The organism is Bradyrhizobium tunisiense, assembly GCF_042263385.1.
Classification (GTDB): domain Bacteria; phylum Pseudomonadota; class Alphaproteobacteria; order Rhizobiales; family Xanthobacteraceae; genus Bradyrhizobium; species Bradyrhizobium tunisiense.
Genome location: NZ_JBHLEV010000004.1, coordinates 676,026 through 690,054, shown reverse-complemented (window position 1 = coordinate 690,054; position 14,029 = coordinate 676,026). Strand labels below are relative to the sequence as shown.

The 14,029-nt window shown below is 63.4% G+C and carries 12 protein-coding genes; 9 read left to right on the top strand and 3 right to left on the bottom strand.

Annotation, left to right across the window (positions count from 1 at the left end; all coding sequences use genetic code 11):
* Nucleotides 1-106: 106 nt before the first annotated feature.
* Both ACFDR6_RS21940 and ACFDR6_RS21935 read right to left on the bottom strand, forming a co-directional pair.
* Nucleotides 107-949, bottom strand: coding sequence for an IclR family transcriptional regulator (locus ACFDR6_RS21940; protein ID WP_375859573.1), 843 nt, complete (start codon nucleotides 947-949; stop codon nucleotides 107-109).
* Nucleotides 950-1,019: 70 nt separating this feature from the next.
* Nucleotides 1,020-3,149 carry an acetate--CoA ligase family protein gene (locus tag ACFDR6_RS21935; protein WP_317240308.1) on the bottom strand — a complete coding sequence of 710 codons (2,130 nt, stop codon included), beginning with the start codon at nucleotides 3,147-3,149 and terminating at the stop codon, nucleotides 1,020-1,022.
* A 344-nt stretch (nucleotides 3,150-3,493) separates the two neighbouring features.
* Between ACFDR6_RS21935 and ACFDR6_RS21930 the strand changes: the two genes are divergently transcribed.
* The 8 genes from ACFDR6_RS21930 (at nucleotide 3,494) to ACFDR6_RS21895 (ending at nucleotide 12,125) form a co-directional block, all read left to right on the top strand.
* Entirely contained in the window at nucleotides 3,494-4,189 is a 696-nt protein-coding gene (locus ACFDR6_RS21930; protein WP_161537124.1) for a GntR family transcriptional regulator, read from the top strand.
* A gap of 61 nt (nucleotides 4,190-4,250) precedes the next feature.
* Nucleotides 4,251-5,984: an oxalyl-CoA decarboxylase gene (gene oxc / locus ACFDR6_RS21925; protein ID WP_375859459.1), complete on the top strand. Its 1,734-nt coding sequence runs from the start codon at nucleotides 4,251-4,253 to the stop codon at nucleotides 5,982-5,984.
* Between the two features lie 62 nt (nucleotides 5,985-6,046).
* Nucleotides 6,047-7,324 carry a formyl-CoA transferase gene (gene frc, locus ACFDR6_RS21920; RefSeq protein WP_212092349.1) on the top strand — a complete coding sequence of 426 codons (1,278 nt, stop codon included), beginning with the start codon at nucleotides 6,047-6,049 and terminating at the stop codon, nucleotides 7,322-7,324.
* A gap of 290 nt (nucleotides 7,325-7,614) precedes the next feature.
* Entirely contained in the window at nucleotides 7,615-7,812 is a 198-nt protein-coding gene (locus ACFDR6_RS21915) for a hypothetical protein (RefSeq protein ID WP_212092348.1), read from the top strand.
* 673 nt (nucleotides 7,813-8,485) lie between these two features.
* A complete protein-coding gene (gene pcaB, locus ACFDR6_RS21910) occupies nucleotides 8,486-9,901 on the top strand; it encodes a 3-carboxy-cis,cis-muconate cycloisomerase (protein ID WP_375859458.1) in 1,416 nt (471 codons plus the stop codon).
* On the top strand, nucleotides 9,898-10,887 hold the full coding sequence (locus ACFDR6_RS21905) for a Bug family tripartite tricarboxylate transporter substrate binding protein (protein WP_375859457.1): 990 nt from the start codon (nucleotides 9,898-9,900) through the stop codon (nucleotides 10,885-10,887). The genes pcaB and ACFDR6_RS21905 overlap by 4 nt, the downstream gene beginning before the upstream one ends.
* 194 nt (nucleotides 10,888-11,081) lie before the next feature.
* Nucleotides 11,082-11,525: an SRPBCC family protein gene (locus ACFDR6_RS21900; protein ID WP_212092345.1), complete on the top strand. Its 444-nt coding sequence runs from the start codon at nucleotides 11,082-11,084 to the stop codon at nucleotides 11,523-11,525.
* A 174-nt stretch (nucleotides 11,526-11,699) separates the two neighbouring features.
* Entirely contained in the window at nucleotides 11,700-12,125 is a 426-nt protein-coding gene (locus ACFDR6_RS21895; protein WP_375859456.1) for a c-type cytochrome, read from the top strand.
* A gap of 27 nt (nucleotides 12,126-12,152) precedes the next feature.
* Here ACFDR6_RS21895 and ACFDR6_RS21890 read toward each other — a convergent pair whose 3' ends face one another.
* The gene (locus ACFDR6_RS21890) at nucleotides 12,153-13,466 is read right to left on the bottom strand and encodes an Hsp70 family protein (RefSeq protein WP_375859455.1); all 1,314 of its coding nucleotides are present in this window, start codon (nucleotides 13,464-13,466) and stop codon (nucleotides 12,153-12,155) included.
* Between the two features lie 354 nt (nucleotides 13,467-13,820).
* Here ACFDR6_RS21890 and ACFDR6_RS21885 point away from each other — a divergent pair, with 354 nt between their 5' ends.
* Nucleotides 13,821-13,958, top strand: coding sequence for a hypothetical protein (locus tag ACFDR6_RS21885; RefSeq protein WP_212092342.1), 138 nt, complete (start codon nucleotides 13,821-13,823; stop codon nucleotides 13,956-13,958).
* The last annotated feature ends 71 nt before the right edge of the window (nucleotides 13,959-14,029 follow it).

The following is a 14,029-nucleotide window of genomic DNA, read 5'->3' as shown; positions in this document are numbered from 1 at the left end:
GGGGCATCTCCAGGCTCATGCGGACGTTTGCCGCATTGTGTCGTTTGGTCGCATATCAGCCAAAACGGCCGATGCTGTCCAGCGACAGCGCCCAGATTCCTCCGTTTTAGCGGGGCGTCGGCATCACCCCGCCCAGCGCGAGCGTCAGCTCGCCGGCGACATTGCGCACGATTTGGCCCACGTCCGGCAATCTGTCGTCGGTCAGGCGGCTGGTCATGCCGGAGACGGAAATCGCCGCGAGCGGCTCGGCGCAGTCGTTGTATACCACCGCGGCAATGCAGCGCAGGCCCATGCAGGCCTCTTCATCGTCGAGCGCAAAACCCTGCTGGCGGATCTTTTCGAGTTCCTTGAACAGATCGCTCGGCCGCACGATCGACTTCCCGGTCAGGCGCGGCATGCCGTGGTGGCGGATGACGGCGCCGACGTCCTCGTCCGAATAGGTCGCGAGCACCGCCTTGCCGACGCCTGACGTCACCATAGGGACCCGGCCGCCGACCTGGGTCAGCGAACGCATGATCTCGCGGCTCTCCATGCGGGTCAGAACGATGATGAATTCGTCGTCGACGACGGCGAGATTGGCGGTCTCGCGGGTGAGATCGCGCAGCTTGCGCAAGTAAGGAATCGCCTGCGTCGAGAAGTTGCGCCGCCTCGCAAAGCTCGCGCCGACCGTGAAGGCGCGCGAGCCGACATGCCATTTGGATTCGGCGCGGTCGAACTGCACGAAGCGACGGCTTTCCAGCGTCGCCAGCAGGCGGTGCACAGTCGAGGCCGACAGACCGGTGCGCACGGCCAGATCGCTGAGCCGATAGCCCTCGTCGTCCTCGGCCAGCGTTTCGAGAATCGACAGCGCGCGGTCGACGGACTGCACGCCGCCGTCACGCGCCTCGTGCTCGACCTCTGACGAAGACCGGGCTTCAAGCGACTTGCGCCGGACCACGTTCTTGCTCATCGCGACCTTGGCTAATGTCATTTCCGGGACGCGCGGAAGCACGAACCCGGAAATGACAGGAGAGACAGCGTCAGAGCAGCCCTGCCCCGCGCGCCCATTTGTACTTGGCGCCGAGCACCTCGACCGGAAGCTCGGTCGAATAGGCATAGGCCGGGATGCCGTTCTGGTAGAGATATTCGGCGGCTTCCTCGACCTCCACGTCGCCGGCCAGTGAGGCCACGATCGGCTTCACGAAACCCTTGGCCTCCATCTCCTTCTTCACCTCGACCATGTTGCGGGCGAACACCATCGGCGGGGTGACGATGGTGTGCCAGTAGCCGAGGATCAGCGAATGGATGCGCTCGTCCGACAGGCCGAGCTTCACCGTGTTGACATAGGTGATCGGCGGCTCGCCGCCGGTGATATCCACCGGATTTCCGGCAGCGCCAAACGGCGGGATGAACTTGCGGAACGCCGCATCGAGATCCGGCGGCATCGACATCAGCGACAGGCCGTTGTCGACGCAGGAATCCGACAGCAGCACGCCCGAGCCGCCGGCACCGGTGATGATCAGCACGTTCTCGCCCTTCGGCGTCGGCAGCACCGGCACGCCGCGGGCGAATTCGAGCAGTTGCCGCAAGCTGCGGGCCCGGATCACGCCGGACTGCGCCAGGACGTCCTCGTAGATCTTGTCGTTACCGGCGAGCGCGCCGGTGTGCGAGGACGCCGCCTTCGCGCCGGCGGAGGTGCGGCCAGCCTTGAGCACGACGACCGGCTTCTTCTTGGAGACGCGCTTTGCGGCTTCCGCAAAGGCGCGGCCGTCCTTGAGGTCTTCGCAATGCTGGGCAATGATCGAGGTGTTCGGGTCCTGCTCGAAGAAGGCGAGCAAATCGTCCTCGTCGATGTCGGACTTGTTGCCGAGGCCGACGATGGCCGAGACGCCCATTTTGGCCGAGCGCGAGAACCCGATGATCGCCATGCCGATGCCGCCCGACTGCGACGACAGCGCCGCGTGGCCCTTGACGTCGTAAGCCGTGCAGAAGGTCGCGCAGAGATTGGCGGGCGTATAATAGAAGCCGTAGATGTTCGGCCCCATCAGGCGGATGTCGTATTTCTTGCCGACCTCGACGATCTCGGCCTGCAGCTCGGGCGCGCCGGCCTCGGCAAAGCCCGACGGAATCAGCACCGCGCCCGGGATTTTCTTCTCGCCGCATTCGGTCAGTGCCGCCGCCACGAACTTCGCGGGGATCGCGAACACCGCGGTGTCGATCACGCCCGGCACGTCCTTGACGCTCTTGTAGGCCTTGTAGCCGAGGATCTCGGCGGCCTTGGGATGGATCGGATAGATATCGCCCTTGTAGCCGCCGTTGATGAGGTTTTTCATCACGGAGTTGCCGATCTTGCCGTCCTCCGCGGAGGCGCCGACCACGGCGACCGCCTTCGGCTGCATGATACGGTTCATCGCCGCGACGATCTCTTCGGTCGGACGCGGCTTCGGCTTCGGCACATAGGCGAAGTCGACGACGATGCGGACGTCGGCGGCGGTCGCGCCCTTCGGCGTCGCGAAAACAGGGTTGAGATCGAGCTCGACGATTTCAGGGAAATCGGTGACGAGCTGCGAGACCTTGACGATGACATCCGCAAGCGCCGTGCGGTTCACCGGCTCGCCGCCGCGCACGCCCTTCAGGATCTCATGCGCCTGGATGCCGTCGAGCATCGAGAGCGCGTCTTCCTTGGTCGCGGGCGCCAGGCGGAAGGTGATGTCCTTGAGGACTTCGACCAGCACGCCGCCGAGGCCGAAGGCGACCAGCTTGCCGAACGAGCCGTCGGTGATCGAACCGACGATCACTTCGGTGCCGCCGGCCAGCATCTGCTGCACCTGGACGCCCTCGATCTTGGCGTCGGCCTTGTACTTCCTGGCATTGCCGAGGATGGTCTCGTAGGCCTTCTCGGCCTCCTCGGCCGTCTTGAGGCCGACGATGACGCCGCCCGCTTCGGTCTTGTGGAGGATATCAGGCGAGACGATCTTCATCACGACCGGGAAGCCCATGGACGAAGCCATCTTGCCGGCCTCGCCGGCCGACTTCGCCACGCCTTCCTTCGGCACCGGAATGCCGTAGGCGTCGCAGACCAGCTTGCCTTCTGGCGCCGTCAGGCTGGTGCGGTTGTCCGCCTTGACCTGGTCAAGCACCTTGCGGACGGCATCTTTGGAATTGGACATGTGGCTTCTCCCTTGACTCAGTTCGTTCTTTTCAAAGCGCGCGCGTAGCGGCTGCCGTGATGCTTGCCATTCGCCGCGCTTCGTTCCATGCCGCGGACCGGAGTGGCATAAAGCCAGGATACTCCGCCGGCTTGGATCAAAAATGGCTGGCGATGGCATTTGGTATGCCAGAAGCCAACTTGTCAAGCCAGAGCGCACCTTAGAAGCCCGCAAAAAATAGCCAGCTTGACATTCTGGCATGTGGTATGCCAAAAACTTTCCCGTTAATATTCCTGTAAAAGACGACTCCCCACTGGAGGAGATTCGTCGTGTCACTACGGAAACCAACCAAGGCGTTGCCGAACATGGCCGAGGCAGACATCGCAATCGTTCGTATTGCCCCGGAGAGCAGCTTCAAGAACAAGGCGTATGACGCCTTGAAGGAAGCCATCCTCAAGATGGACATCTATTCGACGCCCGAGCCGGTGATGCTCGACGAGCGCGCGCTGTCCGAGCGCCTCGGCGTCAGCCGCACCCCGATCCGCGAAGCCATCGCGATGCTCGAGCAGGATGGTTTCGTGAAAACCGTGCCGCGTCGCGGCATCATGGTGGTGCGCAGGACCAAGAGCGAGATCGTCGACATGATCCGCGCCTGGGCAGCGCTCGAGAGCATGGCCGCGCGCCTCATCACCACCACCGCGCGCAAGAAGGACATCACGGCGCTGCGCGATTTCTTCAAGGATTTCGGCAAGGACCGCCTGCCCGAGGATCACGTCGAGGAATATTCGCGGGCCAACATCGCCTTCCACCAGGCGCTGATCTCGCTGTCGGAATCGCCGGTGCTGGTCGATCTCACCAACGATCTCCTGCTGCACGTGCGCGGCTATCGCCAGTTGACCATCGGCCGCAAGGACCGCACCGCGACCTCGCTGCCCGAGCATCTCGGCATGATCGAAGCACTGGAGGCCCGCGACACCGAGCTCGCCGAGAAACGCGCCCGCGACCACACCCTCGGCCTTGCCGCATACGTCGAAGCGCATGGTCAGGAACTCTTCACTTAGCAACGTTCACCAGAAGGGCGAAAAACTCGCCCCACTACTTGAGACCAGGGAGACAAGGCCCATGCTGAATACCGCGACCAAGTCCGAAGCACCGGGCACCGAGCAGGAGCTGACGGATGGCTTTCATCTCGTCATCGACGCGCTCAAGCTGAACGGCATCAACACCGTCTATAATGTGCCGGGCATCCCGATCACGGACTTGGGCCGCATGGCGCAGGCCGCCGGTATTCGCGTGATCTCCTTCCGTCACGAGCAGAACGCCGGCTACGCCGCGGGTATCGCCGGCTATCTCACCAAGAAACCCGGCGTCTGCCTCACGGTGTCGGCGCCCGGCTTCCTCAACGGCCTTACCGCGCTCGCGCACGCCACCACCAACTGCTACCCGATGATCCTCGTCTCCGGCTCCTCCGAGCGCGAGATCGTCGACCTGCAGCAGGGCGACTATGAGGAGATGGACCAGCTCGCGATTGCAAAGCCGCTGTGCAAGGCGGCCTTCCGCGTGCTCCACGCCCAGGACATCGGCATCGGTTTCGCCCGCGCCATCCGCGCAGCCGTTTCCGGCCGTCCGGGCGGCGTCTATCTCGACCTGCCGGCAAAGCTGTTCGGCCAGGTGATGAACGCCGAGGCCGGCCAGAAGTCGCTGATCAAGGTGATCGATGCGGCGCCCGCGCAGATCCCCTCGCCCGCTTCGGTGAAGCGCGCGCTTGATGTCTTGAAGAGCGCCAAGCGTCCGCTCATTATCCTCGGCAAGGGCGCGGCCTACGCGCAGGCGGATGAGGAGATCAAGAGCTTCGTCGAGAAGAGCGGCGTGCCGTTCCTCCCGATGAGCATGGCCAAGGGCCTTCTTCCCGACACCCATCCGCAATGCGCCGGCGCGGCCCGCTCGACGGTGCTGAAAGAATCCGACGTCGTCATGCTGATCGGCGCGCGGCTGAACTGGCTGCTCTCGCACGGCAAGGGCAAGAGCTGGGGCGAGGCGCCCAAGAAGTTCATCCAGGTCGACATCGAGCCCCGCGAGATGGACTCCAACGTCGAGATCGTCGCCCCCGTGGTCGGCGACATCGGCTCGGTCGTCTCCGCCTTCAACCAGGCGATGGCGACGGGTTGGACCGCCCCGCCCGCCGACTGGACCAAGGCGATTTCGTCCAAGCGCGAAGAGAACGTCGCCAAGATGGCGCCGAAGCTCATGAACAACAAGTCGCCGATGGACTATCACGGCGCACTCGGCGTGCTGAAGAACGTGATCAAGGAGTATCCCGAGGCGATCCTCGTCAACGAGGGCGCCAACACGCTCGACCTCGCCCGCGGCGTCATCGACATGTACCGGCCGCGCAAGCGTCTCGACGTCGGCACCTGGGGCGTGATGGGCATCGGCATGGGCCAGGCGATCGCCGCCGCGCTCGAGACCGGTCACCCCGTGCTCGCGGTGGAAGGCGACAGCGCGTTCGGCTTCTCCGGCATGGAGGTCGAGACGATCTGCCGCTATAACCTGCCGATCTGCGTCGTCATCTTCAACAATGACGGCATCTATCGCGGCACCGACGTCAACGGCGCCAATGCCGATCCGGCGACGACGGTGTTCGTCAAGGGCGCGCGTTACGACAAGATGATGGAAGCCTTCGGCGGCGTCGGCGTCAATGCGACCTCGCCCGACGAGCTCAAGCGCGCGGTCAACGAGGCGATGGCCTCCGGAAAGCCGACGCTGATCAACGCGGTGATCGACCCGGCCGCGGGCTCGGAGAGCGGCCGCATCGGCAACCTCAATCCGCAGAGCGTCCTGCAGAAGAAGAAGTAAGTCCACCCCTAACCCTTATTTCCCTGCCGGGCGCAGGGGCAGACAGAGTACGGAGCAACACGATGACCAAAGCGCTCACGGGCGTTCGCATTCTCGACTTCACCCACGTCCAGTCCGGCCCGACCTGCACGCAGTTGCTGGCATGGTTCGGCGCGGACGTGATCAAGGTGGAGCGTCCGGGCGTGGGTGACATCACCCGCGGCCAGCTGCAGGACATCCCGAACGTGGACAGCCTGTATTTCACCATGCTCAACCACAACAAGCGCTCGATCACGCTCGACACCAAGAACCCCAAGGGCAAGGAAGTGCTCACCGAACTGATCAAGAAGTGCGACGTGCTGGTCGAGAATTTCGGCCCCGGCGTGCTCGACCGCATGGGCTTCCCCTGGGAGAAGATCCAACAGATCAACCCGAAGATGATCGTCGCCTCGATCAAGGGCTTTGGCCCGGGTCCGTACGAAGACTGCAAGGTCTATGAGAACGTCGCGCAGTGCACCGGCGGCGCCGCCTCCACCACCGGCTTCCGCGACGGCCTTCCGCTCGTCACCGGCGCGCAGATCGGCGATTCCGGCACCGGCCTGCACCTCGCGCTCGGCATCGTCACCGCGCTCTATCAGCGCACGCATTCGGGCAAGGGCCAGCGCGTCACCGCCGCGATGCAGGACGGCGTGCTCAACCTCGCCCGCGTCAAGCTGCGCGACCAGCAGCGCCTCGCCCACGGTCCGCTCAAGGAATACAGCCAGTTCGGCGAAGGCATTCCGTTCGGCGATGCCGTGCCGCGCGCCGGCAACGATTCCGGCGGCGGCCAGCCCGGCCGCATCCTGAAGTGCAAGGGCTGGGAGACCGATCCGAACGCCTACATCTACTTCATCACCCAGGCTCCGGTCTGGGAGAAGATCTGCGACGTGATCGGCGAGCCCACCTGGAAGACCGATCCGAACTACGCCAAGCCGGCCGCCCGCCTGCCGCGGCTGAACGAGATCTTCGCCCGCATCGAGCAGTGGACGATGACCAAGACCAAGTTCGAGGCGATGGAAATCCTCAACAAGGACGACATCCCCTGCGGCCCGATCCTGTCGATGAAGGAAATCGCGGAAGACCAATCGCTGCGCGCGACCGGCACCGTGGTCGAGGTCGACCACCCCACCCGCGGCAAGTACATCTCGGTCGGCAACCCGATCAAGCTGTCGGATAGCCCGAGCGACGTCGAGCGGTCCCCGCTGCTCGGCGAGCACACCGACGAGATCCTGCGCTCGGTGCTCGGCTTCTCGGATCACCAGGTGGCCGAGATCCACAAGTCCGGCGCCCTCGACCCGCCGCAGAAGCAGGCCGCGGAGTAAGACATCGCATCAAGACGACGAAAGGCCGCCGATATCGGCGGCCTTTTTTGTGCGCACCGAGGGAACCGAACCGCGGGCCGGCCGTTACTCCTTCGACCAGCATGCTCTCAGAAGTGCGAGCGGACCGCCTCCACGGCGAGTGACCAGGCGTCACGCCAAAGACCCGTCCAACACTGAAGGATTATCACCCTCCCCGTGGAGGGTGACTAGTCAGTCCGTGTCGGCTTGCGAGCGGGAGGCGTCGCGTCCGGCGCTCGCGGGACACGCCTATTGATTGAAGTGAGGCTGAAATGTTGAGAGATCAATCCTCTGATCGCGCCAAGCGCGAAGCCAACAAGGCGTTCAAGCCTGCCAAGACGCAGAAGCCGATGAACGACTATGCGAAGGACCAGCACTCCCTCAACGAGAATCGCGAGCGACTCAAGGCGGAGCGATTGGCCCGCGAGGCAAAGTCGAAAGACCTGCCCGGAAAAGACCTGCCCGAATAGAAACGTCTTGTCGCTCAATAAAATCACACTGGTGAGCTCAAGCCAGCATCGATGCCACGCTTTGAGCGCTCACCGTGCTCTGTCGGCAAGTTGCTCGCGAAAGAACTTCACCACAGCGGCATCGAACTCGCACGGATACCAGAGCGCGCCTGATGGCGCAGGATCGGATTGGAGCAGCTGAAGGTCCGCAGCCTTGGCAGGCGAAGCAAGACAGCAGAGAATGACGGTAGGAGTCCAACGCGCTCTGCGCAACGGAAGTCCCCCTGTTTCGCGCTCGAGCTGAACGATGAAGAGCAGCGGAATTGCGACTTCGGTTGTACGGCGTACACATCGGGGCTGATCCGCCGTCGATAGCGTTCTCCAATTCAGAACGCATGAATCACAATAATGCATTTTTATAAGACGGAAGGGTCATCTAGCTTGACCGATGCCAAGCCGTATGTCGCGCAATGAAGCGCGACGACGTAGGGACGATACCGATGCGGCTATTTTTTAATCAGACGTCACCATACGCCCGCAAGGTAAGGGGCGCCATTCACGAGCTCGGATTGGAGGACGCAATTCGGCTTGTTGACTTTCGCGCAGCGCACCTGTCATGGCGCTCCGAAAGACCGAGGCTTACCGACTGGTTTGAACGTGCCCGCGTCCGGTCATCCATGATCGCGACACGGCCATGCTGAGTTTCGAGCCCGGAGCGGTCTTCGGTAGCCGCCACCTCGCCGATATTTTCAGCACCGCGCCGATGCGCACTATTTTCGGTGAGCGCAATTCGCTGGCGTCCATGCTTCTGGTCGAGGTCGCGCTGGCCAGGGTTCAAGCGCAGCTCGGCGTCATTCCGACCGAGGCTGCTGCTGCGATCGCCTCCGCTGCACGTCCTGAATTGCTCGACCTCGACGAATTGGCGGCGGGCACTTTGCGCGCCGGTTTGCCGATCGTGAATCTGGTCGAGCAGTTGATCCGGCTCACCGGTAAACCCCATGGCGAATTCGTCCATTGGGGTGCCACGAGTCAGGACATCATGGACACTGCGCTCGTGCTGCAGATGCGCGATGCGCTCGAGCTCGTCCACCGCGACCTGGAGCGCCTGATATCGGCGATTGCGGATCTGGCGCGTATCCATCGCGATACCCCGATGGTCGGCAGGACCAAGCTTCAACACGCGATCCCGATCACCTTCGGCTTCAAGGTTTCCGTCTGGCTGTCGAGCCTGCTGCGTCACAGGCAACGTCTCGCCGAGCTCAAACCAAGGGTCCTGCAGGTTCAATTCGGCGGCGCGGTCGGCACTTTCGCGTCGCTCGGCGACGACGGCGACCGCATCCGCGCGGCGTTGGCCCGCGAACTCGGACTCGGCGAGCCGCTGGTGGCATGGCATGCGGCGCGCGACGCGTTGGCCGAGACGGTATGCCTGCTTGGGCTGATCTCCGCGAGCCTGAGCAAAATCGCAACCGACATCGCGTCAATGGCACAGACCGAGATCAGCGAAGTGCTGGAGCCGGGCGGCCAGGGCCATGGCGCTTCCAGCACCATGCCGCACAAGCGAAATCCAATCGTCTGCGAGCAGATTCTCAGCACCGGACTGTCGTTGCGTCGGCTCGCAAGCGCCATGCTCGACGCTTCGGTCCACGACCATGAACGGGCGACGGGACCGTGGCAAGCCGAATGGTCGCTGTTGCCGGAAGCGTTCCTGCTGATCTCCCGGGCCATGGATAACGCCGTTCGGCTCTGCACCGGACTGGTCGTCAGACCCGATACGATGCAGGCCAATCTCGGGCGGACAAAGGGGCTCATCGCCGCGGAGGCCGTCATGATGGCGCTGGCTCCGCACGTCGGGCGCCATCATGCGCACGAAATGGTGAGTACGGCGTGCACGCACGCCATCGCTTCGGGCCTGACATTAGCCGAGAGCGTTTCGCGCGATCCGGCGGTGACGGCCCACGTCGCGCCGCATGAGATCGAAAAGGCCGCGGACCCGGCGCGGTACGTCGGCCTGTCCGGCCGTGAGGTCGATCGTGTCCTCGCCGCTTGTGCTGATCGGCCAGCTAGCGCCGTGCCAGAGGCGTCACCGCTGACACGGAGCTTGTCCACATGATTCTGAAATGCGCGCGCACGGTCCTCGTCGCAGCGGCGGTACTGACAACGGTGAATGTGGCACAAGCCGAGCCGCCGTTTCCTTCCCGGCCGATCATCCTGGTCGTCCCATTCGCGGCTGGCGGCCCGAACGACGTGATGAGCCGGATCGTGACCGAACACATGTCGCGAAAGCTCGGGCAGCCAATCATTGTCGAGAACGTCGCCGGGGCGGGCGGCACGACCGGCTCAACGCGCGTCGCGAAAAGCGCTCCCGACGGTTATACGCTGGTCAGCGGTCACGTCGGCACGCATGCGGCGTCGGTCGCGCTGTATCCGAACCTTCGTTACGATCCGCTGGTTGATTTCACACCGATTGGCCTGGTCGCGGAAACGCCGATCCTCGTCGTCGCCCGCCGCGATCTCGGAGCAGGTAGCATCTCGGCGTTCATCGCGATCGCAAAGGCGCGCGGCGCGGACCTCACCTTGGCTCATGCGGGTGTCGGTTCGATCAGCCACATCAGCTGTCTGTTGTTCACGACGGTGACCGGGATCAAGCCCGTCGAGGTGCCATATCGCGGATCGGCGCTGGCGATGACCGACCTGACCGCGGGTCGCAGCGACTTCAGCTGCGGACTGCTGGGAGACGTTCTTCCCTTCCTAGGTGACAACAACTTGCGTTTTCTGACCGTTTCGGCCCCAGCACGGGTTCCGCAATTGCCGGACACCCCGACGGCCCGGGAAGCAGGGCTTCCGCAGTTTGTCGCGTCAAGCTGGTTCGCGTTCTACCTGCCGAAAGGCGTGCCAGACGCCATTCGCGACCGGTTCGCCGATGCACTTCGCGCAGCGCTTGACGACGACGGCGTGCGGAAACGGCTTGAACTGGTAGGCTTGATCCTGCCGCCGCCGGATCAGCGAGGTCCCGAACCGCTCAAGCGGCGGATGGCCGAAGAGATCGCGCGCTGGCAGGACATTGTCAAAACCGCGCAGATTCGACTCGATCAATAAGTGCGACCGGCCACTCTAGGATGGCGTTCGCAATGACGCCTCTGGATGTGGCAGCCGTCTAGCAACCCGGCCAGACAAACATCCAACAAAAAAGCCGACACGCATGTCGGATCGGCGCCACGCCGGTCGTCCTCGTGACATGAATGGTCCCTAGACGCCGATCTCGGGCCCATCAAACACTGAGGATAACAACCATGCCCAGCACTATCCGCCTGCACCGCGTTCTCGCCACCAGCCCGGAGAAAGTCTATCGCGCCTTCCTGGAGGCCGATGCGATGGCGAAATGGCTGCCGCCGAACGGTTTCACCTGTACCGTGCATCATTTCGAGCCCAAGGTGGGCGGCACGTTCAAGATGTCGTTCCGCAATTTCACCACGGGCCACAGCCATTCGTTCGGCGGCGAATATCTCGAGCTCGTGCCGAACGAGCGCCTCCGCTACACCGACAAGTTCGACGATCCCAATCTACCTGGTCTGATCGAGGTCACCGTGATCCTGAAGAAGGTCTCGGTCGGCACCGAGATCGACATCACGCAGGCCGGCATCCCCGACGTCATCCCGCCCGAGGCCTGCTATCTCGGTTGGCAGGAATCGCTGCGCAATCTGGCGAAGCTGGTCGAGCCCGAGATCAATCAATAGGCTGGACGCGAGGCTTCGAGCTGAATCGATGTGAGCCGCGGGCACGTTCCGCGGGCTCGTTGCGCTCTGGCGGGGGCGGCTTGATGTGCGTCAAGCCGTCAAAAGGGCAAAACGGCTAGAGTAAGGATCATCTTGGCCGGCCTTGGAGGCGATACGATGAGATCTATCGGATGGTTGCTCATTGCCGGCCTTGCCGCTGGTTTCGCTGCCGCCGCCAAGGCCGAAGAGGTCGACATCGGGAAGGCCGAATTTCAGTCGTCATGCGCGAGTTGTCATGGCGCCGACGCAAAGGGCAAAGGACCGGTCAGCAGCCAGCTCAAGACATCGCCTTCGGACTTGACCATGCTGGCCAAGAACAACAACGGGGTGTTTCCGACCAACGCCGTTTACGAAACCCTGTATGGGTCGAAAACAGTCCCGGCTCACGGCACGCGTGAAATGCCGGTCTGGGGCGAGCGGTTCAACCCCATCATCAACCTGCCTCATGCCGTCGATTCCTATTATTGGCAGAAGGCCGGGCCGCAACATAATCCGGAGGTCGTCGTGCGGACTCGCATCCTCTCCGTGATCGATTACCTGAACCGAATTCAGCAGAAATAGCGGCCAAACAGCGTCGCTCGCCGCCTGCTACCCGGCCTCGCCTGCCGCCCACCGATCGGGGTCCGGACTGTGTCCGATCAGTGCCAAGCCATAGGCGATCGACTCGAACTGATCGCCCGACATCAGACGGTCGTTGCCGAACCGCTCGGAGAACAGCTTTCGCACTGCCGGCACAAAGGAGGTGCCGCCGGTCAAGAACACCTTCTCCACCTCGCGCGCGGTGATGCCGGCCTTGGCCAGCACCTTGTCGACGGTGGCCCCCAGCCGGGCGATGTCGTCGGCAATCCAGGATTCGAATTTCTTTCGCGTGATCGCCGCGCCGATGTCGACTCCGCCGCCCTTGAAACGGAAGTCGACCTCGTCCTGTGCAGACAATGCCACCTTGGCATCGGACACCGCACGGTACAGCGGAAAGCCGAGGTCGAGATCGACGATGGTGATGAAATCCTCGAGCAGTTCCGGCTTCAACGCGGTGCGCGCAAGCTCCCTGAGCTCGCGCAGATCGCCGTTGCTCTTCATCATCGCCAGTTGATGCCAGCGCGCGAGGTTGGTGTAATGGCCGCTGGGGATCGGCAGCACCTTGTCGAAGGAGCGGAAGCTCGAGCCTTTGCCGAGCCGCGGCGAGACGACGCGGTCGACGATGCGGTAGTCGAACGTGTCGCCGGCGATGCCGATGCCTGCATGGCCGAGCGGCTCGGCGCGCAGATGGCCGCCCGCGCGCGAAAAGCGCATCACGGAGAAATCGCTGGTGCCGCCGCCGAAATCCGCAACCAGCACGGTGGCATCGCGCTCCAGCCTTCGCGCAAAGGAGAACGCCGCACCCACGGGCTCATAGACATAGCGGGCGTGGCCGGCACCCAAGCGCTCGAACGCGGCGCGGTAGCGCTGCATTGCCAGCGCCTCGTCGGGATTGCCGCCGGCGAAGCGCACGGGGCGGCCCACCGTGATGGTCGACGTCTCGAAGCCGAACTTGTCGCCGCCATGGCGCGCCAGCGTCCGCAGGAATGCCGCCAGGATGTCCTCGAACTTGAAGCGCTGCCGGAAGACCTGCGTGGTGTTGAAGCTGCTGCTCGCAGCGAACGTCTTGAACGACTGCAGGAAGCGGTAGATGTGGCGGCCTTCGAGGAATTGCTCGATCGCCCACGGGCCGCCCTCGGCCTGGGCGCCGGCGCCCGGCCGGTCCTCCCAGAAGCACAGCGCCGACACGTAGACGCTGTGGCGCTGTCCGCCATGGTCGAAGCGGATGGCCTCGACCCGGCGGTCATCCGCCGCGATGGCTACGACCGTATTGCTGGTCCCAAAATCGATGCCGATCGAGACGGCGGCCGAGGCGCTCGACATGAACCACTCTGACAGTTGATTGGATAGGGGGCGGACCACTAGCGGCTTTGACTTGTCCTGCCAAGGCCCGCCCGTTGCAGTGCGGCCGTAACTTGGAGAGCATCTCTGCGACATCGCTTCGAACCGGATACTTCAGCCTGCCTTTCGCGGCTTTCGGCACTGGAAAGCCCGGGCAGTCCGCAGGCTCCGGCAATTTTATCTCCGAAACGCCCCCGTTAACCCGGCATTATGCTGCGATGCGAGAGTCTTCATGCTGCTATGCAAACAAGAGCATGGACATTGGCATCTGGTATACATAACTTGCCTTTCGAAATGAGACAGCAAGGCTGACTGTCTTCTAGAAAGGGAATTCCGATGTCCAAGACCGCTTCCGTTGCTCTCGCCCCCTCCTCCTCGCTGTTCGCCCGCCTGATGGCCTCGATCGACAGTTTTCTGATGGCAAGCGCCGAGATTTCCAACCGCAACGGCGATCTGCCGCGTTTCGGCCTGTAAGAAGACCCTTCAAGAAGGGCCTTGCCCGCCGGCTGGCAGTCCAGCAGAGGCACGGTTTGATCAAATGGCTC